19 protein-coding genes are annotated in these 19332 nt (G+C 43.0%); 4 read left to right on the forward strand and 15 right to left on the reverse strand.

The features are described from left to right. Window positions 1-3 precede the first annotated feature (3 nt). The 6 genes from guaD to xdhA are packed head-to-tail and all read right to left on the reverse strand — an operon-like array spanning window position 4 to window position 6932. On the reverse strand, window positions 4-1368 hold the full coding sequence (gene guaD, locus ATS72_RS17720; protein ID WP_058429926.1) for a guanine deaminase: 1365 nt from the start codon (window positions 1366-1368) through the stop codon (window positions 4-6). A gap of 2 nt (window positions 1369-1370) precedes the next feature. Next, complete coding sequence (uraH, locus tag ATS72_RS17725) at window positions 1371-1721, reverse strand: hydroxyisourate hydrolase (protein WP_058429925.1); 351 nt, start codon at window positions 1719-1721, stop codon at window positions 1371-1373. Next, window positions 1718-2218, reverse strand: a complete 501-nt coding sequence (uraD, locus tag ATS72_RS17730; protein ID WP_058429924.1) for a 2-oxo-4-hydroxy-4-carboxy-5-ureidoimidazoline decarboxylase — start codon at window positions 2216-2218, stop codon at window positions 1718-1720. Before uraD ends, uraH begins: the two co-directional genes overlap by 4 nt. Beyond that, window positions 2215-3105, reverse strand: coding sequence for a xanthine dehydrogenase accessory protein XdhC (gene xdhC / locus ATS72_RS17735; protein ID WP_058429923.1), 891 nt, complete (start codon window positions 3103-3105; stop codon window positions 2215-2217). Before xdhC ends, uraD begins: the two co-directional genes overlap by 4 nt. Then, window positions 3098-5437 carry a xanthine dehydrogenase molybdopterin binding subunit gene (gene xdhB / locus ATS72_RS17740; protein WP_058429922.1) on the reverse strand — a complete coding sequence of 780 codons (2340 nt, stop codon included), beginning with the start codon at window positions 5435-5437 and terminating at the stop codon, window positions 3098-3100. Before xdhB ends, xdhC begins: the two co-directional genes overlap by 8 nt. Beyond that, window positions 5424-6932, reverse strand: coding sequence for a xanthine dehydrogenase small subunit (gene xdhA / locus ATS72_RS17745; RefSeq protein WP_058429921.1), 1509 nt, complete (start codon window positions 6930-6932; stop codon window positions 5424-5426). Before xdhA ends, xdhB begins: the two co-directional genes overlap by 14 nt. A 473-nt stretch (window positions 6933-7405) precedes the next feature. On the opposite strand from xdhA, the gene ATS72_RS17750 reads away from it, so the two are divergent. The 4 genes from ATS72_RS17750 to ATS72_RS17765 all read left to right on the forward strand — a co-directional run bounded on the left by ATS72_RS17750 (window position 7406) and on the right by ATS72_RS17765 (window position 9797). Next, a complete protein-coding gene (locus ATS72_RS17750) occupies window positions 7406-8245 on the forward strand; it encodes a DUF417 family protein (protein WP_058429920.1) in 840 nt (279 codons plus the stop codon). A 15-nt stretch (window positions 8246-8260) separates the two neighbouring features. Further along, window positions 8261-8512, forward strand: coding sequence for a Rho-binding antiterminator (locus tag ATS72_RS17755; protein WP_058429919.1), 252 nt, complete (start codon window positions 8261-8263; stop codon window positions 8510-8512). Between the two features lie 319 nt (window positions 8513-8831). Continuing rightward, window positions 8832-9218, forward strand: a complete 387-nt coding sequence (locus ATS72_RS17760; RefSeq protein ID WP_138739542.1) for a hypothetical protein — start codon at window positions 8832-8834, stop codon at window positions 9216-9218. Window positions 9219-9350: 132 nt separating this feature from the next. Further along, window positions 9351-9797 carry a hypothetical protein gene (locus tag ATS72_RS17765; protein ID WP_058429918.1) on the forward strand — a complete coding sequence of 149 codons (447 nt, stop codon included), beginning with the start codon at window positions 9351-9353 and terminating at the stop codon, window positions 9795-9797. Between the two features lie 225 nt (window positions 9798-10022). Here the strand turns inward: ATS72_RS17765 and ATS72_RS17770 are convergent, their stop codons facing one another. From ATS72_RS17770 to ATS72_RS17810, 9 genes are all read right to left on the reverse strand, one after another. After that, complete coding sequence (locus ATS72_RS17770; RefSeq protein ID WP_058429917.1) at window positions 10023-11309, reverse strand: allantoate amidohydrolase; 1287 nt, start codon at window positions 11307-11309, stop codon at window positions 10023-10025. 15 nt (window positions 11310-11324) lie between these two features. Further along, window positions 11325-12554 carry a pyridoxal-phosphate-dependent aminotransferase family protein gene (locus tag ATS72_RS17775; RefSeq protein ID WP_058429916.1) on the reverse strand — a complete coding sequence of 410 codons (1230 nt, stop codon included), beginning with the start codon at window positions 12552-12554 and terminating at the stop codon, window positions 11325-11327. A gap of 3 nt (window positions 12555-12557) precedes the next feature. Further along, the gene (locus ATS72_RS17780; RefSeq protein WP_058429915.1) at window positions 12558-13382 is read right to left on the reverse strand and encodes a sulfite exporter TauE/SafE family protein; all 825 of its coding nucleotides are present in this window, start codon (window positions 13380-13382) and stop codon (window positions 12558-12560) included. Window positions 13383-13393: 11 nt separating this feature from the next. Beyond that, the gene (locus ATS72_RS17785) at window positions 13394-14959 is read right to left on the reverse strand and encodes a gamma-glutamyltransferase family protein (RefSeq protein WP_058429914.1); all 1566 of its coding nucleotides are present in this window, start codon (window positions 14957-14959) and stop codon (window positions 13394-13396) included. Further along, on the reverse strand, window positions 14956-16164 hold the full coding sequence (locus ATS72_RS17790) for an amidase family protein (RefSeq protein ID WP_058429913.1): 1209 nt from the start codon (window positions 16162-16164) through the stop codon (window positions 14956-14958). The genes ATS72_RS17785 and ATS72_RS17790 overlap by 4 nt, the downstream gene beginning before the upstream one ends. A 340-nt stretch (window positions 16165-16504) precedes the next feature. Continuing rightward, complete coding sequence (locus ATS72_RS17795; RefSeq protein ID WP_006792619.1) at window positions 16505-16987, reverse strand: putative 4-hydroxy-4-methyl-2-oxoglutarate aldolase; 483 nt, start codon at window positions 16985-16987, stop codon at window positions 16505-16507. Between the two features lie 3 nt (window positions 16988-16990). Next, window positions 16991-17644, reverse strand: a complete 654-nt coding sequence (locus ATS72_RS17800; protein WP_058429912.1) for a TetR/AcrR family transcriptional regulator — start codon at window positions 17642-17644, stop codon at window positions 16991-16993. A gap of 171 nt (window positions 17645-17815) precedes the next feature. Beyond that, window positions 17816-18685 (reverse strand): alpha/beta hydrolase family protein, encoded by an 870-nt coding sequence (locus ATS72_RS17805; protein ID WP_058429911.1) that lies wholly within the window; start codon window positions 18683-18685, stop codon window positions 17816-17818. A 119-nt stretch (window positions 18686-18804) separates the two neighbouring features. Continuing rightward, on the reverse strand, window positions 18805-19299 hold the full coding sequence (locus ATS72_RS17810; RefSeq protein WP_058429910.1) for an ankyrin repeat domain-containing protein: 495 nt from the start codon (window positions 19297-19299) through the stop codon (window positions 18805-18807). Window positions 19300-19332: the final 33 nt, after the last annotated feature.

Here is a 19332-nt window from a genome sequence, read left to right on the forward strand (position 1 = left end):
TGGCTAAGCCTCTTCTAATTGCGGTGTCTGGGTGGCTGTAAATTGTTTTTTATCATCGCGCTTATACACGCTTTTACCCATGATGTAGGTTTGTTCAATGCAGCGGTCGTCGCCTAGCATCATCATGGCAAAGAGTTGCTCGTGCAGGGTTTTTGCATGGCCAATTCTGAATTTTAAAAACGAGGTGGCGGCGTAATCCATTACAATAAAGTCAGCCTCGCAACCTATTGCAAAATTACCTATGGTGCCCTCTAAATCAAGGGCTCGCGCACCGCCAAGAGTTGCTAAGTATAGGCCCTTAAAAGCTGAGAATTTTTGACCTTGAAGCTGTTGAATTTTGTACGCTTCGTTACCTGTTTGCAGCATCGAAAAACTTGTTCCTGCGCCTACATCTGTACCCATGCCTACGTTAATACCGTGCTCTTCACAGGCCTTTAAGTTTAATAAGCCAGAGCCTAAAAATAAGTTAGAGGTAGGGCAGTGAGAAATAGCCGCGTTGTTATCTGCAAGGCAGCAAAGCTCGCGCTCAGATAAATGAATACTATGAGCAAATACAGAGCGTTTACGCACCATTTTAGCTTGCTCGTAAACACTTAAGTAGTCATCAGCTTCTGGGAATAACCCTTTTACCCATTCACACTCGTCTTTGTTTTCAGATAAGTGCGTATGCAGGTACGTGTCGGGGTATTCTTCTAATAGCTGAGTACATTTTTGTAGTTGCTCAGGGGTAGATGTAGGTGCAAAACGTGGCGTTACCGCGTAGCTCAACCTATCAACATTGTGCCATTTTTTTATTAGTGCTTTTGATTGATCGTAACTGGTTTGCGCGCAATCTGATAAATCGTCAGGGCAATTACGGTCCATCATTACCTTACCGGCAATCATGCGTAAATTACGTTTTTGAGATTCGTTAAAAAACGCATCAACCGATTGTGGGTGTACCGTGCCAAACACTAGTGCGGTGGTGGTGCCATTACGTAGTAGCTCATCTAAAAAGCGGTTTGAAACCTCACTTGAGTACACTTCACTGGCAAACTTTTTTTCAGTAGGGAAGGCGTATTCTGTAAGCCAGCTTAAAAGCTGCTCGCCATACGCGCCTACCATTTCGGTTTGCGGCAAATGTATGTGTGTGTCTATCATGCCAGGCATAACCAATTTACCATCGTGGCGAATAATAGTGGCTGACTTATCAATGTTTGGCAGTATGTCTTGCTCGTAACCAAGGTTAACCACTTTGCCATTTTGAATAACTAATACGCCTTTTTCAAAATAGCGATGGGCGCTTTCGCCTGCTATGGCAGGGTCGTCAACAAAATCGAGTATGTTGGCACAAATTACGGTTAGTTTATTATTATTTTGCGTGCTCATTGTTAGCTACCTCTGTACGTTGAGTAGCCAAATGGGCTAAGCAATAACGGAATATGATGGTGTTTTTGATCTTGCAATCTAAAGGTAATTTGCGTCTCTGGGTAAAACGCTGGGGTAGGTTGGTTTTCATAGTAACTATCTAAATCAAATACCAACTTATAGGTGGCAAATGCTACGTCTGTATTTAGCCAGTCGGTAATGCGCCCGTCGCTGTTTGTTTTACCTTGAGCAATTAATTGCCACTCGTTATTAGTGTGAACAAACAATTTTACTGTGACATTTTCAGCCGGCTTGCCTGTACTGGTATCGAGAATATGGGTAGTGATAGGGCTTTTATTCATACTTTTATTCATAGCAATGACTCCAATCTTATTTTTGTTATTTTGGCTTGTTCGCCCGCGGCAATTGTTAGCTCTTTTTCGCGGGTGTTGTGTACGCGCTGCTCTATTAGCTCAAACATTTGCTCAGCACTTTTACCGCTGGCACACACAATAAAAATAAAGCCAAATTTACTGAGGTATTGTTTATTTAGCTCAATCATTTTTTTTAGGGTTTGCTCGTTTGCTTTGCTCATACCCGATTGTTCGTGCCCCGCTTTTTTTGCGGTAGCGGCGTACTTTTTACTTAATGTTGATAAATCGCCTATTTGCGGGTGGCCTTCAAAAGCGGCCAAATAATCGCTCTCACTTAGGCTATCCCATACGGTTTGCGCACTGTGAAAGAGGTGATCTTTATTTTTAAATGGCATGATATTTAGCATACCGAGTACCCAGTTAGGAGCGGCGCAGCAGTGCTCTAATGCTTGATGCGCTTGCGCTGCATTTAGGTCGTTAATTTTTAAGCTACTCATGCGCTTTCTTCCTCGTGCGTGGTGCTAATTAATGCATTTTTAAGTACGCGCCATTGCAGGCCTTGGCGTTTGGGCGCATGGGTTTGCATAGCCTGATAAAGGCCAATTAACTGCCCGCTAATCGAAATGGCTACTTCCATAGGGAGCTTGCCCGTTACATTTTCAAGCCCAACAGGGCAGGTCATTTGGTTTATTTGCTCGGTGGTAAAATTGCGATGAGCTAAGCGTTGTTTAAAGCGTTTTGCTTTGGTATCAGAGCCAATAACACCAAGCCAATTGGCATCAGCACGTTTAATAATGGCTTGTGTGAGTGCAAAATCGAGCTGGTGGTTATGGGTTAATATTAAGTAATTATTAGTTTTAGGGGCGCGTTTTACTTGCTCTGTTGGCTCTTCATCAACCACTTTTATTACGTTATTAGGAATAGCTTGTGGGAATACATCGGCGCGGCTATCTATCCAACGTATGCGCATCGGTAATTGCGCCAATATACCAATAAGCGCCTGTGCTACATGGCCTGCGCCGTATATGTCGAGGGTAAAGCGCTCGCATTGCATGCACTCAAGCATAACGGTGGCAGCTCCGCCGCAGCACTGGCCTAAATTTGCGCCTAAGTTAAACTGCTCTATAACTTGGGCTGCCTCGCCTTTAGCAAGTAGTTCGCGTGCTTTTTCTATTACTACGTATTCAAGGTGACCACCGCCAAGGGTGTCGTAAATGTGCTCGCCGCTTATTACCATTTTAGAGCCTGTGCCACGGGGGGTTGAGCCATTGGTTCCCAGCACTGTCGCAATAACATAGTTAGTGCCGCTTTGTTCGTGCTCATTTATAGCCTGCGCCCAATTTTGAGTATGAAAACCCTGAAATGACTCATTTAAATTAGCCATGTTGCTGCTCCTTAAACCAGCTAGCGGTTTGCTCAATTGCGTTTAATACACGCTCAGGTGTTGCAGGCGTATCAAGTGGGGCAGTGTATTTGTAGTCGGCCACACTGCTTATGGCATTACGAATCGCACTCCACACACTAAAGGCCAACATAAACGGCGGCTCGCCAACTGCTTTTGACCTAAATACAGTGGTTTCTGGGTTGGCCGAGTTATATAAATTGACGTTAAATTCGGCTGGGGTATCGCCAATTGCAGGAATTTTATAGTTAGCAGGGCCAAAGCTGGCAAGCTGGCCTTTTTCGTTCCATTGTAAGTCTTCGGTGGTGAGCCAGCCCATACCTTGCACAAAAGCCCCTTCAATTTGGCCTATATCAAGTGCAGGGTTTATTGAACTGCCCACATCGTGCAGTATATCAACACGGGTTACTGTGTTTTCGCCTGTCATCGTATCGATTTCTACTTCACTGAGTGCTACGCCATGCGCGTAGTAAAAAAATGGTCGGCCTTCGCCTTTCGCTCTATCGTAATGAATTTTAGGGGTGGCGTAATAACCGGTTGATGAAAGCGATATACGATTCATGTAAGCAAGGTTTGCAAGTTCGCTAAAGCTAATTTCGCCTTTACTAAAGGTAATAAGGTTATCTTTGAATACAATACTTTGGCTGTCTACTTCAAAGTGCTCGCTTATAAAGTTTATTAAGCGCTCTTTTATTGTGTTTACTGCATTTAGTGCCGCCATACCGTTTAAGTCGGTACCGCTTGAAGCCGCGGTTGGCGAGGTGTTTGGTACTTTGTCGGTACGAGTAGCGCTTATGCTTACTGCGTCAAAATCAACGCCAAAGCCATGGGCTACAATTTGCGCTATTTTTGTATTAAGCCCTTGACCCATTTCGGTGCCGCCATGGTTTAAATGGATTGATCCATCGCTATAAACATGTACGAGTGCACCCGCCTGGTTTAAGTGCTGTACGGTAAACGATATACCGTATTTAACCGGCGTCATCGCAAGACCCTTTTTTATAATAGGGGATGATGCGTTAAAGGCTTTAATAGTCTCTTTTCGCGCCCAGTAATCACCCGATTCTTCAAGATGGGCAATCATATCTTTTAAAATATGCTGCTCTACGGTTTGATGATACGGCGTGGTGTCGCGGCCTTTTTTGTATAAATTAAGTTTTCGGATCTCAAGCGGGTCTTTACCTAATTTAGCGGCTATGTCGTCCATTATTAGCTCGCCCATGATCATGCCTTGCGGGCCACCAAATCCTCTGAATGCGGTGTGGCTTACAGTATTAACTTTACAGCGATTCCCTTTAATTGTGGCGGCTGGGTAGTAATAAGCGTTATCGGCATGAAACATGGCGCGGTCTACAATGGCATCGGATAAGTCAGGCGAATAACCACAAAACCCATTTACGGTTACATCAGCGCCTTCAATTAGGCCATTTTGGTCAAACCCTACATGGTATTGATTATAAAATGGGTGGCGTTTACCGGTAAGTTTAAAGTCGTCGCTGCGGGCTAGCCGCATTTTAACGGCGCAGCCAAGGTGATAAACCGCAAGCGCTGCAAGGCAAGCCCACGGCGCGCCTTGAGTTTCTTTGCCGCCAAAAGCACCGCCCATTCGGCGGGTTTCTACGTTTACAAAGCTAAATGGCTTTTTTAAAATTTTGGCAACTAAGTGCTGCACCTCTGTTGGGTGCTGCGTAGAACATTGCACATGAACCCCGCCATCGTTGTCGGGCTGAGCGAGTGCTATTTGCCCCTCAAGGTAAAAGTGTTCTTGCCCGCCTATGTGTATTTCACCTTTAAGTTGGTGGGCTGCATTATTTATGGCTTGCTCGCTATTACCGCGCTTGAGTGAATGTGGCGGTCTTACCCAGTGCTCTTTTTTTATCGCTTCTTTAATATCAAGTATGGGGGTGGTTTGCTCGCACTCTATAACCACTAAGCGAGCAGCGCGGCGCGCCATTTCGTAGCTGTCGGCAACGACTACCAGCACAGGTTGCCCGTGGTATTGAATTTCGTGATTGGTTAATAGCACATCACCTGGGAATATGGGGCCAATATCAAGCTTACCGGGTACATCATCAGCCGATAAAATACGCTTAACACCTGCCACTTCAAGCGCTTTGCTTGTATCAATTGATTTAATAAAGCCGCTGGTAATGGGCGCAAGTACAGGGTAGGCGTGTAAGCAGCCATGAGGCTCTGGGTTATCGTCGGCGTAGTTTGCATTGCCACATACTTGTTTTATTGCACTTTCGTGGTACTTAGATTGGCCAACGCTTCCGCCTTGGGCTTTTAGTTTATCCATTTCAAAGTGACGCATGTGAGATCCTCGTAATGGCAATGTTGTTATTATTTTTATTGCTACTAGGCTGTGCATCGCAAAACTCAATACCAATACGCTGTAGCAAGTTTTTGCTTACTGAAGTGCGGTAATGTGCGCTGCTGCGTACATCGCTCATTGGGGAAAAGTCGTCATTTATAGCGGCTGCGGCATCTATAAACGTACTTACTTGTAAGGGCTGAGCATTAAGTTTTTGCTCTATGTGCGTGGCGCGTTTGGGTATTGCTGCCATACCGCCCATGGCGCAGCGGGCATTGCTAATTACGCCTTGCGTTTGCTCTATAGCCAGTACTAAACACACAGTAGATATGTCATCTTCAAAGCGTTTTGAAATTTTATGGCACGCAAGCTTTAACGAGTCTGGGCGTTTTGGCACTGTAATTTTGCTAATTACTTCATCGCTTTTAATGACTGTTTTTTTGTAATCAACAAAGTAGTCGGCCACGTTTATAGTGCTTGTGCCTGCTGCGCTTAATAAATCCATAGTGGCATTAAGTGCAATGAGTAAAGGAGCTGGATCGCCAATAGGAGAGGCATTTCCTATGCTGCCACCTAAGGTGCCACTGTTACGTACTTGGTTAGAGCCAAGGCGTTCAAACAGCTCTTTAGACTCAGGGTAGTAAGTGTAAAACGCTTCAACAAACTGGCTGTAAGGGAGTGCTGCACCAATATGTAGCTCGCCGTCGTTATCGCTTAAAGTGCACAGCTCACAGGTTTGGCTTAGGGATATTATTACATCGGGTAATAGCATATTTTGGCTAAGCTCAATGGCAAAGTCGGTGCCACCAGCAACCAAGTGTGCATGCGGATATAGCGCTTTTAGTTCAACTAGCTGCTTAGCATTTTGAGGCAAGTAGAATTTGCGTGGGCCATTTTTTAAAAATGGGACATCGTCATCATATTGCGTATTAAATGAGGCTTTAAACTGAGCGGCCATGGCTGAGTAAGGCTCATTTTTGCGCTCATAGCTGTAGGCTTTTTCTACTGCGAGTAAAATAGGGCTATAGCCAGTACAACGGCACAAGTTACCACCTAAAGCATGAATAGCGGCTTTTTTACCTGGGTAACTCGGGTTATTAATATAAAGCGCCAGCATACTCATTATTATGCCAGGGGTACAAAAACCACATTGCGAACCATGGCACTCTACTAATGCGCGCTGTACTGGGTGTAAGTCATCAAAGGTTGGGTAAAGCCCCGTTGTTACAGCCTCTACGGTTACTATGTGTTTTGCGTGTGCATTGCCTAATAAAAGCAGGCAGCTGTTCATGGTTTGGTAGTGCCAAACAGGGTTACCGTTTAAGTTTGTTTTTTCTTCGCCGACTAAAATTGTGCACGCGCCACAATCGCCTGTAGCACACCCTTCTTTAGTGCCCACTTTCCCTTTTTTGGTGCGTAGCCAGTCCAAAATGGTGAGACTTGGCGAGCATTCTTGTTCTTCAATTGGCGTGTTATTTAATAGAAACTGAATCACACAGACCCCCTTAGCTTTTTAACACCCTGTTTTTAATAAGGTTTGTTGTTTGCTTTTTCGTATTGTTATTGCGCAAGTAAGAAAAAAGCTGTTTTATTATGATTAATACTTTGCAGTTAACATGCCATATCTGACCGATCGGTTAGCTTCTTGTGCCTTAGTGAGTTTAATAAGCATTAAAAGCAAGGTTGTGGGTTGTTTATTTGCTTTTATATCAGTAATTAAGTTTATTTTTGTTCTTTGTTATATGAGGTGGTTAAATTTTTTTGTTGGTTTTTAGGTGAGATTTAAATAGCTTTTATATATAAACCTGACCAAAAGGATATGTTTATTTTTGTGAGCTTTTTGCTTTTGAAAAGTGCGTTTATATAACTTTTTAAGTTACAGATGTGTGAATATTTGTTTGGCTAGGTTGAATGCTTTTTATAAAGAACAAGGTCTTTATTAGGCATGACAAATTTAATGGGCACATAATGAACTTAACACACACAAATAACGCACTCACCTTTTTACTTACACTTAGCTTTGCATTACTTGGCGTATCGTTTGCTCTAGGTGCAAACCCAAACACACTCATAGCGACCTTTAGCTTTTATGAACTTGATACGTTATTCAGTGTAAATACGTTAGGTTTGTTCACAGGCACCGCTATGATTGCATTGGCACTCGCCACTTTCGCTGCACATTTTAAATTACTAAAGCCTTTGCCAGTAGCGGTTTTAGCGTTAGTTGTTAGCATAGTGCCTTTACTTACCTTATTTGCCAGTAACCGTTGGATGGCACAGTTAGGCGGCTTTCCAATTATTGGCAGTGGGCAAGGCATAATTAAATACTTTGCTGTTATCCCTTTGTATTTATTTTTGTTTTATAAAAATAAGCTCACCGACAAACAACACGTACTTTTAAACTTTATACCGGTTGCTATGGTTTTACTGTGGATTGGCGGCATGAAATTTTATGAGTTTGAAGCCAAAGCCATTTTAGGCTTAGTAGAAACCTCACCGTTTATGTCGTGGTTATACACGGTATTTAGCGTACAAGGCGCATCAAACGTAATTGGCGGGTTTGATGTATTATTTGCAGTGCTTCTTGGCGCAGGTATTTTACTTAATAATAAAAAGCTCATTATTGTTAGTGGTTTAGCGTGTTTAAGTGTATTTTTAATGACCCAAACATTTCTATTTACCGCCACCGGCGCATTGAGTTCAGGCACGTTATTAGATCGATTAGGCCAATTTGTAATTAAAGATTTATGGTATGTAGGCAACTTAATTGTTATTGCCACTTTAATACTATTTAAACCAGCTAAATAAAGTAAAGAGAACCTTATGATCAGTTGCAACCATTACGATTACATCGAAATTGCTTGTATGCACCATTTAAGTATTGAGCTTATTTTAAAAAATGGCGATGTTGTGTGTGGTGTAGCCGCTGATACAAAACGCAATGCACTCAAACAAGAGTGCATTGCCATAAATGCAAGTGGCGAGCTAAAGCTCATAGAACTTAACGGCATTAGTGTAATTAAAGCGCTCACTCACAACCCGTATTTTGATAATATAAACTTTGAGGTTAATTAAATACTCCACTATAGCTTTATTAATAATGCTGCAAAGGCAGCGCTGTAAACCCCTATTAAAAACAAACAATGTATATAATCCGCAACTTTTACTCTAATTCGCAACCCAACCCAATAACCTTATCAATACGGCTTTTGTATCTTATGAAAAGTCACGTTTATAACCCCTAATTGCCTGTTTACATTGTAGTTATTTGGTGGGATTATTCAGCTATATTATGTGTGCCGTTTACGGCAAGCGTCATATCCTTTATTTGGAGTAGTTGTTGTTAAAGTGTAGTAAGTGCAAAACAAAAAATAGTTTTAAAACTGATTTTTGGATGTCAAAAATCGATATGGTGGGATTTCTTTTTCTTAGCCTTTGTTTATCTATTCCAATAGGTTTCTTGGCTTTTTTAGCTGAAGAGTCACAAGGTTTTGCTTATTTTATAGCTTTTTTTACATTTGTTATTGCAGTAATTGGCAAGCACTATAAGGTTGTGGCACTTTTATTTGTTGAGTTGTGTATAGATTCAGCACTCTACGAAAATGGCGCTTATGAATTTAGTTTTATGGTGGCAACAGCGTTTGTTCTGACGTTTATAAAAATTGGAAGTAAAGTGTATGGCTTCTTTTTTCAGTGCGTTAACTATAAGTTCGAATTAGATATCACCTGTGGTAAGTGTAAGAAAGTTTATAAGCAATTAAAATTACCGCAGCAGGCATAGTCAGCATATATCAAGCGCATTAAAAATGGCGTTAAATGCTCTTTTGAGACTCATTCTCTGCTAATTATAGCCAAGCATTCCCCGCATTATATGCAGCGTTAGCAATCATCAATCTTAGTAAGGAGCCAACATTTGAAAAAAGTTATACTCGCTGTTGCAGTTTTAATGTCGAGCATTTCACATGCATCGGAAAATGCGAAAAGTTTTTTTGATGAATATACGAAGTTAGGTAGTAATTTTGACGTGAAAGTTGCTTCTTTATATGCAAACGATGCCAAAATTCATTCCTATCGCGTTTACCCGCATGGTACGGAGCGTCAAATGGAAATTACGGGTGAACAGTGGAAGGTGCTTGTCCAACGTGTAATGCCATTGGCAAAAATGAAAAATGACAAAAGCACATTCAAAAACATAGCAATAAAGCCTGAAGGAAATGGCTACAAGATCAAGGCACACCGATTTTCTGAAAAGAAATGTTATACCGATAAAGGCTATTATATGCTTCTAAAAAGAACGGAGAAGGGGCAGCTAGAAATTGTGGAAGAATACATGGAAACACAGCCGCAATCTGATTGCTAACCTACCACCTAGTTACATTATTAAATAATTGACGTAAATACGCCGTTTAAACATCAGTAATATTACAATTGAATATAAAAAGCAGGTATTTACTATTACTGCTTTAGCTTTAGCTGTAGCTGTAGCTGTAACTCATCTTGGTGATATGCGAGTAAAACCTCGCAAAGTTAATCGTTAAATAGAGCAATACTTACATTTTAACCTCTGGACTACTTATTAGCTTCACTATTCTTTTAACGTTTGTGTATACAGTACAAGTGCGCTGTACATTACGCTGAGTGCTTTTGTTACATCCTCATCAATAACAGCTTCTGCTGGGTGATGGCTTATGCCGCCAGGGCTGCGTATAAATAGCATGCCAACGGGGCAAATTGGAGCGATTGCCATTGCATCGTGCCCAGCGCCAGAGGCAAGTGAAGGCGATGCTTGGTTGTTGAGTTTACATGCGCTAGTAAATAAATGCTGAATTTGAGTGTCGCACGCTACGGCTTCGGCGGCATGAGTCCACTGCCAATCAAGCGTTAAATCACGGCTAGTTGCAATTTGCTCCGCGCGAGTATGTATTGCATTAAGTAATACTGCTAGGTCGTCATCGTTTTGAGCACGTGCGTCTAGGCTTATGGTTGTTTTACCGGCAATTACATTTGTTGCACCGGGGCGCGATTGTATTTGTCCTACGGTGGCAACTTCGCCATTTTTAGCATTGTTTGCTAGTTTTTCAATTTCGGTTACTAATTCAGCGCAGCCTGCTAGTGAATCCTGCCTCAAGTTCATTGGGGTTGTACCTGCGTGGCCGCTTTGACCTGTTAAAGTGATCATAGCGCGTTTGGCGCCAGCAATAGCGGTTACTACGCCTAGCGCCTGATTTACCGATTCAAGCACAGGGCCTTGCTCTATGTGGGTTTCCCAGTAACCGAGTAACTCGCTTTTGTTGAGCACAGCTTTTGCGTAATCATTTGGGTTTAGGCCAAAATCCAGCATGGCTTGGCGCATGGTAATGCCGTTTGTATCTTGTATATTTAACCACTGGGGGTCAAACTCGTTCGCCAGTGCTTTTGAGCCAATTAATGTGGTGGCAAAGCGGGTGCCTTCTTCATCACAAAAACCCACAACATCTAAATGAAACGGTAGATCTAGCTCTAATTCATGTGCAAGGGCGGCTATTTCAATACCGAGTAACACCCCTAAAATACCATCAAATGCGCCGGCATTTGGTACGGTGTCAAGGTGCGACCCTATAATTAAACGTTTAGCGTGCGGGTTTGATGATGCTAAGCGCCCCCATAAATTGCCTACTTCGTCTTGCCACGATTGCATGCCTGCCTCAGCCATCCACTCGGCAGTAACGCTATTGCATTCTTTGTGCTCTTTAGATAAATACACGCGGTGAATGCCACCTTGCATTTGCGATAGGCTGCTAAGTGTTTTACAACGCACTAAGGCGCGTGCAGCAAATTTATTAGCCAGCTCGCTGTTTAATAATGGCTCATAGAGTGGGCTTGCAATCGTCATGCTAAATCCTTTTTATTATTTGTAATGGGCAAGGGCGGCAATAGCGGCTTCGCCTTTAGGGCCTTTGTAACCGTTGGCATGCAGGCAGGCATCTAGGCTTGCCAATGTTTGTAATACGGCATCTTTACGGGCGTTGTAGCCCATAGTGCCAATACGCCAAATTTTGCCATGCAGTGGCCCAAACGAGGTGCCAATTTCAATACCAAAGTCGGTTAGCATTTGTTCGCGTACATGGTCGGCGTTAATTCCTTCGGGAATATAGACACCCACTACGTTGTTCATTTTATGACTAATGTCGCCAAATACGTTTAAGCCCAGCGCTTGAATACCCGTTAGCATGGCATCGCCGTGTAATTTGTGGCGGGCAACGCAGTTATCTACGCCTTCTTCAATAACAATGCGTGCACATTCTGATGCGCAATACAGCATGCTAGTGGCTTCGGTGTGGTGGTTAAGGCGCTCCTCCCCCCAGTAATTCATGATCATGCCTAAATCAAAGTAGTTAGAGCGTACAAATGGCTCGGTGCCGTCGGTATGCTCCGCGGTGCGGATCCCCGCTTCTACTTTTTTACGCTTTTGGATCCAATTAGTGCATTTATCGCTTAGTGTTAATGGCGCAGAACCAGACGGGCCACCTAAACATTTTTGCAAACCAACCGACAGCGCGTCGAGTTTCCACTCATCGGCGGGTAAATCGTTACCCACAATTGAGGCGGTGGCATCGCAGTAAAATAATACATCGTGCTTTTGGCAAATATCACCAATGTATTCAAGCGGCTGGTTCATGGTTGTAGAGGTATCGCCTTGCACCATGGCAAGTACATGGGGTTTTACATCAACAATGGCTTTTTCTATTTGCTCGGGGGTAAATACTTCGCCCCACGGTACGTCTATGGTGTGTACTTTAGCGCCAACGCGCTCGGCTATTTCAGCAAGCAAGTGGCCAAAGCGCCCCATAATTGGCACCAGCACTTTATCGCCCGGGCGTAAAATAGAGCATAAAACGGCTTCTATGCCTGCGCGCGATGTGCCATCAACTAACATGGTCCATTCGTTTTTGGTTTTAAATATTTCACGATAGCGGGCCATGGTTTCGTTCATAAAACCGGTCATTACTGGGTCGTATTGGCCAATTAGCTGCGCCGACATAGCACGCAGTACGCGTGGATCTGCGTTAATTGGCCCAGGTCCCATGAGTAAACGCTGCGGTGGATTTAAAGTTTGAATTTGCGTGTTGCTAAACATGTTTTAGGCTCCGAGAGTCTGAATAAGCATGCGAATGCCCGTTATCATTAATACAACGGCAAAGGCGCGTTTTAATTGTTTTTGATCCAGCTTACTACCAATTTTTACGCCAATAGGCGCAAACAAAATAGTGAGTGGAATAATAAGTAAAAAGGCAGGGAGGTTAACTAACCCCCACGTACCTAGGGGAGCATCGGTTGGCGTTGTGCCAATACTTAATAAGGTAATTACGCCAGGTAGCGCAATCAATAAGCCAAATACGGCTGCAGTGCCTACGGCAACATGGGCACGTACGTTAAATGCACTAAGCATGGGCACGCCAATTGTGCCGCCGCCTATGCCTATCATGACCGATAAGCCACCAACAATACTTGCCATTACGCCTTGGCCAAATTTACCCGGTAATTTTCTTACAAGGGCTGGTGCGCCGGCTCTAAACAACATGTTAAGGCTGACTAAAATAGCAATACAAGCAAACATAAGTACCAGTGCATTACCGCGTATAGAGTGCGCTAAGTAGCTGCCTACAACGGCCATTACTAAAATAAACGGCGCCCAGTATTTAATTAAAGCAAGGTCAATGTTGCCCTTTGCATGGTGCGAGCGAATAGACGAAATAGACGTAGGCACTATGGTGGCAAGCGATGTCGCGGTGGCTATCATCATGGCCGACTCAGGGCTTACGCCAAAACCTTGTAGTAAAAAATACAGCACAGGTACGATAACAATACCGCCGCCTACACCAAAAAGTCCTGCTAAAATTCCGGCAAAAATACCGGTTGCTATTAAGGCCGCAATAATTGGCCATTGATTCATTATTTCTGTCATGTGTGTTCCTACTACGTTGATGAAACAGTTGCACGGCCATCAGAGCGAGGATCCGTTGCAGCTTCAAGGGTTGTAGGTGTATCTAAAATAGCACCCGCGTGACCCATCATTTCGTTGTTGTCCTCGACACTTACCCAGTCGTGGTCACGTTTATTTAATTCATTGTCTATTTGGGCAGCGAGGCTGTGTTCTATTTTTAAATTTGTGCTGGTGTTGCCCCATGTGCGGCCCAGTAACCAGCGCGGATCGCTTACCGCTTGGTTAATTGACTTATTTCGCCACGCGTATCCGGCAAATACAGCGGCTTGAGTTTGTGGTTGGCCTTCACCACCCATAGTGCCGTAGGCAAGGCGTCTGCCATCGTCAAACTTAGCCATAGCCGGGTTAAGGGTATGTGCTGGGCGTTTATTTGGCGCTAGTACATTGGTATCTTTAGTGTTTAAGCTAAAGCTTAGCCCGCGGTTATTCCATACAAACCCGCCTTCGCTCATGAGTATGCCGCTACCAAATTCCCAGTAAATACTTTGAATAAAGCTCACTAGTTGGCCGTTTTTATCGCGTGCTGCCATCCAGACGGTATCGCCGGGCTGGGCATCAAACGGCCATTTTTGGGCGGTATTCATATCAATATTGTTGGCAAGCTCGCTTAAGCGCTCATCAGTTAATGCGTTTTTATAATCATCGCCAAGCGCTTTAGGGTCGGCCCAAAGCGTTGGGCGGTGCGTAAAGCTTTGCTTGGTGGCTTCTACAATTAAGTGGGTCCAATCGGCTTCGGTTTTAGCGGTGTGTTTTAGCTTATTAACGGTACCAATTATTTGTAGCGAATGTACGCCTTGAGTAGGTGCAGGTAAGTTGTAGCAATTAATACCCGACAAATTAGCATTTAGCGGGCTTACTACATCGGCTTGCGTGTTGGCAATATCATTTGGGGTAATAATACTGCCAGCTTTGGCTAAATCGGCTGCAAACGAGTCGGCAAGTTCGCCTTCATAAAATGCATTTAAGCCATGTTTAGCTAAATGCTCAAAGGTATCGGCAAGTTTTGGGTTTTTAAAATGTTGGCCTGCTTGTAACGGTTTGCCATTTGGGATGTATAGTGCTTTAAATGCATCATTTGTATTGGTAACCGTCGCGAGTTTTTCGCAGCCTGCTTGCAAGCTTTTGGTAACAGTAAACCCTTCGTGGGCAAGTTTGATAGCAGGGGCTAAAATAGTACTTAGCGAAAGGACTGCGTGCTCATCTAATTCAAGGGCTTTTTGCCAGCCACGAAGTGTAGCCGCTTGAGTTAATGCGCTTAAACCACCTCGCTCTGGTATGTGTTGCTCATTGCTGTAGGCGCTGATGTCGTTTGGTGCACGCCCGCATGCATCAATAGCGGTGGGTGTGCTTTGGTTTGGGTTGTCAATAAGCCAAAAACTATCGCCACCAATTGAGTTCATATGTGGGTAAACCACGCTAATAGCAGCGGCTGCTGCAACCATAGCCTCGGTAGCTGTGCCGCCTTGTTTTAGTATTGAGGTGCCTGCCTCGGTCGCTGAAAAGTGCGGGGCCGTAAAGGCAATGTTGTGTGCGTTCATGTGAGAGCTTCCTGTTTAAAATATGCAGCTAGTTGTGTTGCGCAGGCAAGTAAGCTTTTATCGTTATTGTGGCTCATCATGAGTGAAAACCCATATGGATGACCATTTTCTAGATTAGCCAATGGTAAGTGAACTTGCGCCGAGCGGCTCAAGCCCGCAATAGCTGATAGCGTAATTATTTGCATGCGTAAGGCGCTTGTGTCGGCGCCCAATTTAGGTGCGGTTGTTGGGGTTGTTGGCAAAAATAAGCAGCTAGTTGAATTTAGGTTTTTAGCAATTAATGTTTGCCATTGGGTTTGAACGTTAAGTGCTTCTTTTTCTTCTTGGGCGGTTAGTGCCAATGCCATTTTAAAACGGGCCGCGATTGCCGGAGCAAACTGGGGAGGGTGCTCCGGCAACTGAAGCCAATCTTTGTGCACTTTAGCAATAGCACGTCCTTGCAATATTCTAAAACTATCAGCGAGTTCGCTTAATAAGCTGATGTTAGGTAGTTCAAAATTTTTATGGTGTTTAAAATAAGGTTTGGTTTTTTTAAGCAATTGTTTAAGTGGTGCTTGTAAAGCTGGGCTGACTAGCTCAAATAAGGGCTCACAAATAACTAAGGTATTTACACTATTAATAGCTTGGCTTGGTAACAATGCGTCGCCTACTTTTTCTAATAGTTCTGCACTTTGGGTAAGCCAGCCAATGGTATCAAAAGGGGGAGCTAGCGGAATTAGGCCGTCTTTTTCAATCACGTTATGGCTTGGCCTAATACCAAATAAGCCGCAGTAACTTGCGGGTATTCTAATAGAGCCGCCAGTATCGGTGCCCAAGCCTATGTCAGCTAAATTGCCGGCTACCGCGGCGGCTGATCCCATACTAGAACCACCGCATACATGCCCTTTTAATTTTGGGTTTTGTGCTGCGCCATAGTGAATGTTATTTCCCTCTAAGCTGTAAGCAAGCTCATCGGTATGGGTAAAACCTTTAAAAATACAACCTGCATCCATTAAATTGTTAACGCTACTTGCTGTTTGCTGGGCAGGTTTTGCTGCTTTAAACCAGCTAGGGTTACCTGCGCTGTTGCGCTCGCCTTTAACTGCAAATACATCTTTTACGGCTAGGCGCTTATTGCTTAGTGTGCCCGTTTGACTTGATTGCCAATTACTGGGTCCATGGTCACAAAATATACCTGTGTTTTTAGTTTTTAATTGCGTGTTCATTTTGTAACCCATCTACATAAAACTGACCAAATGGTTATTTACTAACTTTAAATTGAGTAAAAGAGAATAGTGTTGTTATTTTTTTCGGCTCTCTACGTAATATCTTATTTATATTAACTGAGCACTAATTGTACTTTGCATCGGTGGTTTCGGTTTTAGCGAACTTAATACAAGCAAAACAAATGCCAAAAGTAAATTCCTGTCCGATTGGTCAGGTTTTTGGGCGTTACAGAGGGGGATTTATAATTTTGAAGTTTTAAAGTGGGTGCTTTTAACCGCAAAACAAACCAACTTGGTGCATTGTTGCACCAAACTGGTTGTTATTATTTACACTAATTTATTAAATAAGGGGGGCTTTACTAATTATTAGGCCATTAACGTCGCCATATAGCCAATCGTTTGGTGCTATTGCGGTATTTAGCATATTAATAACTTGGTCTTGATCGCCAAAACCGCGCTTAAGTGTGCTACGAGGGGTTGAACCAATCGCCATTACAGGTAAATCCATTGTTGCAAGTATTTCTATATCGCGGCAACAACCATTTATTACAACACCTTCCCAGCCATTTTGTAGCGCGCGTTCGGCCATAATGTCGCCAATAAAAGCAAAACGTTTGCTAGCAAACCCATCAATTACTAACACTTTCCCTTTACCATCTTGATGAAGAACATCGGCGGCAAACGAGTTGTCTTCTGGGCAGGTTACCGTTACTGCTTGGCCACTAAAGGTGGTTTTTTTACCAAAGTGGCGCAATCCACTATCTGCTACTTGAACCGAGCTGCGGTGATCGTCGAATAGGTCAGGGGTTGTAAAGTTTTCCATGTGTTAGGCCTCGTTTGGGGCGGGTATTTTTAAGCCAATACCTTTTAAAATTATGTGGGCAATTGATTGTGTTATTTGTGCCACGTCGGTTTCGTCATATTCTAATTTATTCATAACTAGCAGTACTTCTGCTTGAAAGTCTGCGTAGTATTGTGTTGTTGACCAAATAGTAAATAAAAGGTGATGGGGATCCACTTGGTCTATTTTTTTTGCGTCCATCCAGGATTGAAACACATCAATTTTTTGTTTAACCCAAGGCCGTGTATTTGTTCTAAAGTAGTTTTGTAAATAGGGGGCGCCACGCAAAATTTCATTGGCAAATAAACGAGATTGAAGAGGTTGGTTCACGGCAAGTATTACTTTACTTTTTATGTAGTTATAAAGCACTGCTGCGGGGTCGTCTTCAGCGGTGACGTTATCAAGGCCTAAGTTCCAATTTGCTATTATTCTGTCTATTACCGCTTCGTAAAGGCCATCTTTGCTTTTAAAGTAATACAGTATGTTAGCTTTTGGAACGCTAGCCTCTTTTGCAACCATGCTCATGCTTGCGCCGTCATACCCATTAAGAGAAAATAATTGCTCGGCGGCATTTAATATGAGCAGTTGGTTTTTTTCCCGAGTGACTTCTTTTTTATTTGGTTTTATTTGTGTGGTCATTATTGATTGTGCGTGTTTAACGTGTTGATTGATTGTAGCTTTACTGACCGAAAGGTCAATTACTAAAGTGGCTTTAAATTTAACAGCACGTAAATATGCTTAGGTGTGCAGAGGTTAGATGGAGTTAGCAGGTGTGTGTTTAGCGTATAGGGAGCTAAACACACCATGGTGTTAAATACTATGTTTGTTTAGCCAGTCTAGTGCTAAAGGCCATAAAGCGGCAGACCTTTTACTAAAAAACTTCATATGGCCAATATCTTTCAGGTTATATTCACTGGGCGTTAAATGTAGCGTTTGTGCGTTAAGTTTTGGAAAAACAGAAAGCATATCAGCAACATTATCGTTATTTGCTATATCATCATCGCTGGCATTAATCCAAAGCGAAGGCATGACTAGTTCATTATAAAAATGTTGAAATACTGTATTGCCAAATGCTGATTTAACATACCCTTGTGCGTTACACCATTTTTGCCACTGTTGAGCTACGCCTATAGGTAAAGGCTCGCCCATACCAAACCATTGTGATTTAGTATGGCCAAATAGTGCATTACTCACCGGAATAACCCCATTCATAAAAAAGTGTGCTTTAACCTGATACGCCAAGCGCATATTGGTTAACTTGCCCGACGAACACGCAAAGTTAAACAGTGAGCTGAGTTGAGTGGCATTGTGCATTAAACCTACTAGCTGCCCGCCGGCACTGTGACCTATCAAATGGTAGTGGGTATTCGGAAATGTTTTTTGAAGTTGTTCTAGCACTGCGGGCATATCCTGCTCGCCCCACGATTGCAAATTCGCTTTACTATTTTTAATGCTGCCATTAAGTGATTGGCCTATCCCGCTGTTGTCAAACGTAATAACGGCAAATCCATTTTGCTGCAAGTAAGTAGCAAAGTTTGCATAAAATTGCTGTTTAATCCCCGTTGCAGGTGCAATCATTACTGCGCCTTTTATGGTGCCTTCTGGTTTAAATACATGCGCGCTTAATGTTTGTCTGTTATTACAGGTAATAGTGATGTGATCAAAGTGTGGTGTGGCCATTAGAGTTATTATTTTCCATATAAAGTACACAGTTGAAAAGAGTAACTGGTTAGACCAGTAAAGGCAATAATACTATTTTTCCCGTGTTCATGTCCTAATGGCAAAAAATCAAAAACAAGCTATTTTGCGTCACTATTCACCTGAGCTAATAAGTCGAGTACTTTTTGTTGACCAAAAGTTTGTGCAAATTGCTCTGCTGTTTGGCCAGCTTTGTTTTGATGGGCGTTATCGCAATCAAGGCTGACAAGTGTTTTAGCTATACTAAATTCGCCTCTAAATATAGCGGCCATTAAGGCCGTATTACCACGCTTATCTTCAAGGCAGGCATTAGCGCCTAACTGTAAAAGCGTTTTAACCGTGCTTTTATTACCGTGATAAGTGGCAATCATTAGCGCGGTGTAACCTTTGTTGTTGTAACTATTAATAGGAATGCCAGCATCAACAAATTGCGTTATTACGGCTGTGTCGTCGGTGCGTGCGGCAGCAAAGTAATATGCAAGTAAGCTGTCGTATTGTGCTTTTGCGGTTGTTGGCTCATTCACAGTATTTTGTTGTTCATTACCAAGGCTTGAAAAGCTCATTACTAAAGTAAATATAATAAGGAATTTACGCATACGGTTTACCTTTTAAAAAAAGAGGAAGGGAGA

The organism is Pseudoalteromonas sp. 13-15 (assembly GCF_001468205.2).
Classification (GTDB): Bacteria; Pseudomonadota; Gammaproteobacteria; order Enterobacterales; family Alteromonadaceae; genus Pseudoalteromonas; species Pseudoalteromonas marina.

Bases quoted from the DNA above. Each gene is read 5' to 3' on its own strand.
- ATS72_RS17800 (WP_058429912.1), bottom strand. From the start codon at position 17,644: ATGACCACACAAATAAAACCAAATAAAAAAGAAGTCACTCGGGAAAAA.
- ATS72_RS17750 (WP_058429920.1), top strand. From the start codon at position 7,406: ATGAACTTAACACACACAAATAACGCACTCACCTTTTTACTTACACTT.
- uraD (WP_058429924.1), bottom strand. From the start codon at position 2,218: ATGAGTAGCTTAAAAATTAACGACCTAAATGCAGCGCAAGCGCATCAA.
- ATS72_RS17810 (WP_058429910.1), bottom strand. From the start codon at position 19,299: ATGCGTAAATTCCTTATTATATTTACTTTAGTAATGAGCTTTTCAAGC.
- ATS72_RS17760 (WP_138739542.1), top strand. From the start codon at position 8,832: ATGTCAAAAATCGATATGGTGGGATTTCTTTTTCTTAGCCTTTGTTTA.
- ATS72_RS17780 (WP_058429915.1), bottom strand. From the start codon at position 13,382: ATGACAGAAATAATGAATCAATGGCCAATTATTGCGGCCTTAATAGCA.
- ATS72_RS17755 (WP_058429919.1), top strand. From the start codon at position 8,261: ATGATCAGTTGCAACCATTACGATTACATCGAAATTGCTTGTATGCAC.
- ATS72_RS17785 (WP_058429914.1), bottom strand. From the start codon at position 14,959: ATGAACGCACACAACATTGCCTTTACGGCCCCGCACTTTTCAGCGACC.
- ATS72_RS17795 (WP_006792619.1), bottom strand. From the start codon at position 16,987: ATGGAAAACTTTACAACCCCTGACCTATTCGACGATCACCGCAGCTCG.
- xdhB (WP_058429922.1), bottom strand. From the start codon at position 5,437: ATGCGTCACTTTGAAATGGATAAACTAAAAGCCCAAGGCGGAAGCGTT.
- ATS72_RS17790 (WP_058429913.1), bottom strand. From the start codon at position 16,164: ATGAACACGCAATTAAAAACTAAAAACACAGGTATATTTTGTGACCAT.
- ATS72_RS17775 (WP_058429916.1), bottom strand. From the start codon at position 12,554: ATGTTTAGCAACACGCAAATTCAAACTTTAAATCCACCGCAGCGTTTA.
- guaD (WP_058429926.1), bottom strand. From the start codon at position 1,368: ATGAGCACGCAAAATAATAATAAACTAACCGTAATTTGTGCCAACATA.
- ATS72_RS17770 (WP_058429917.1), bottom strand. From the start codon at position 11,309: ATGACGATTGCAAGCCCACTCTATGAGCCATTATTAAACAGCGAGCTG.
- uraH (WP_058429925.1), bottom strand. From the start codon at position 1,721: ATGAATAAAAGTATGAATAAAAGCCCTATCACTACCCATATTCTCGAT.
- xdhC (WP_058429923.1), bottom strand. From the start codon at position 3,105: ATGGCTAATTTAAATGAGTCATTTCAGGGTTTTCATACTCAAAATTGG.
- ATS72_RS17805 (WP_058429911.1), bottom strand. From the start codon at position 18,685: ATGGCCACACCACACTTTGATCACATCACTATTACCTGTAATAACAGA.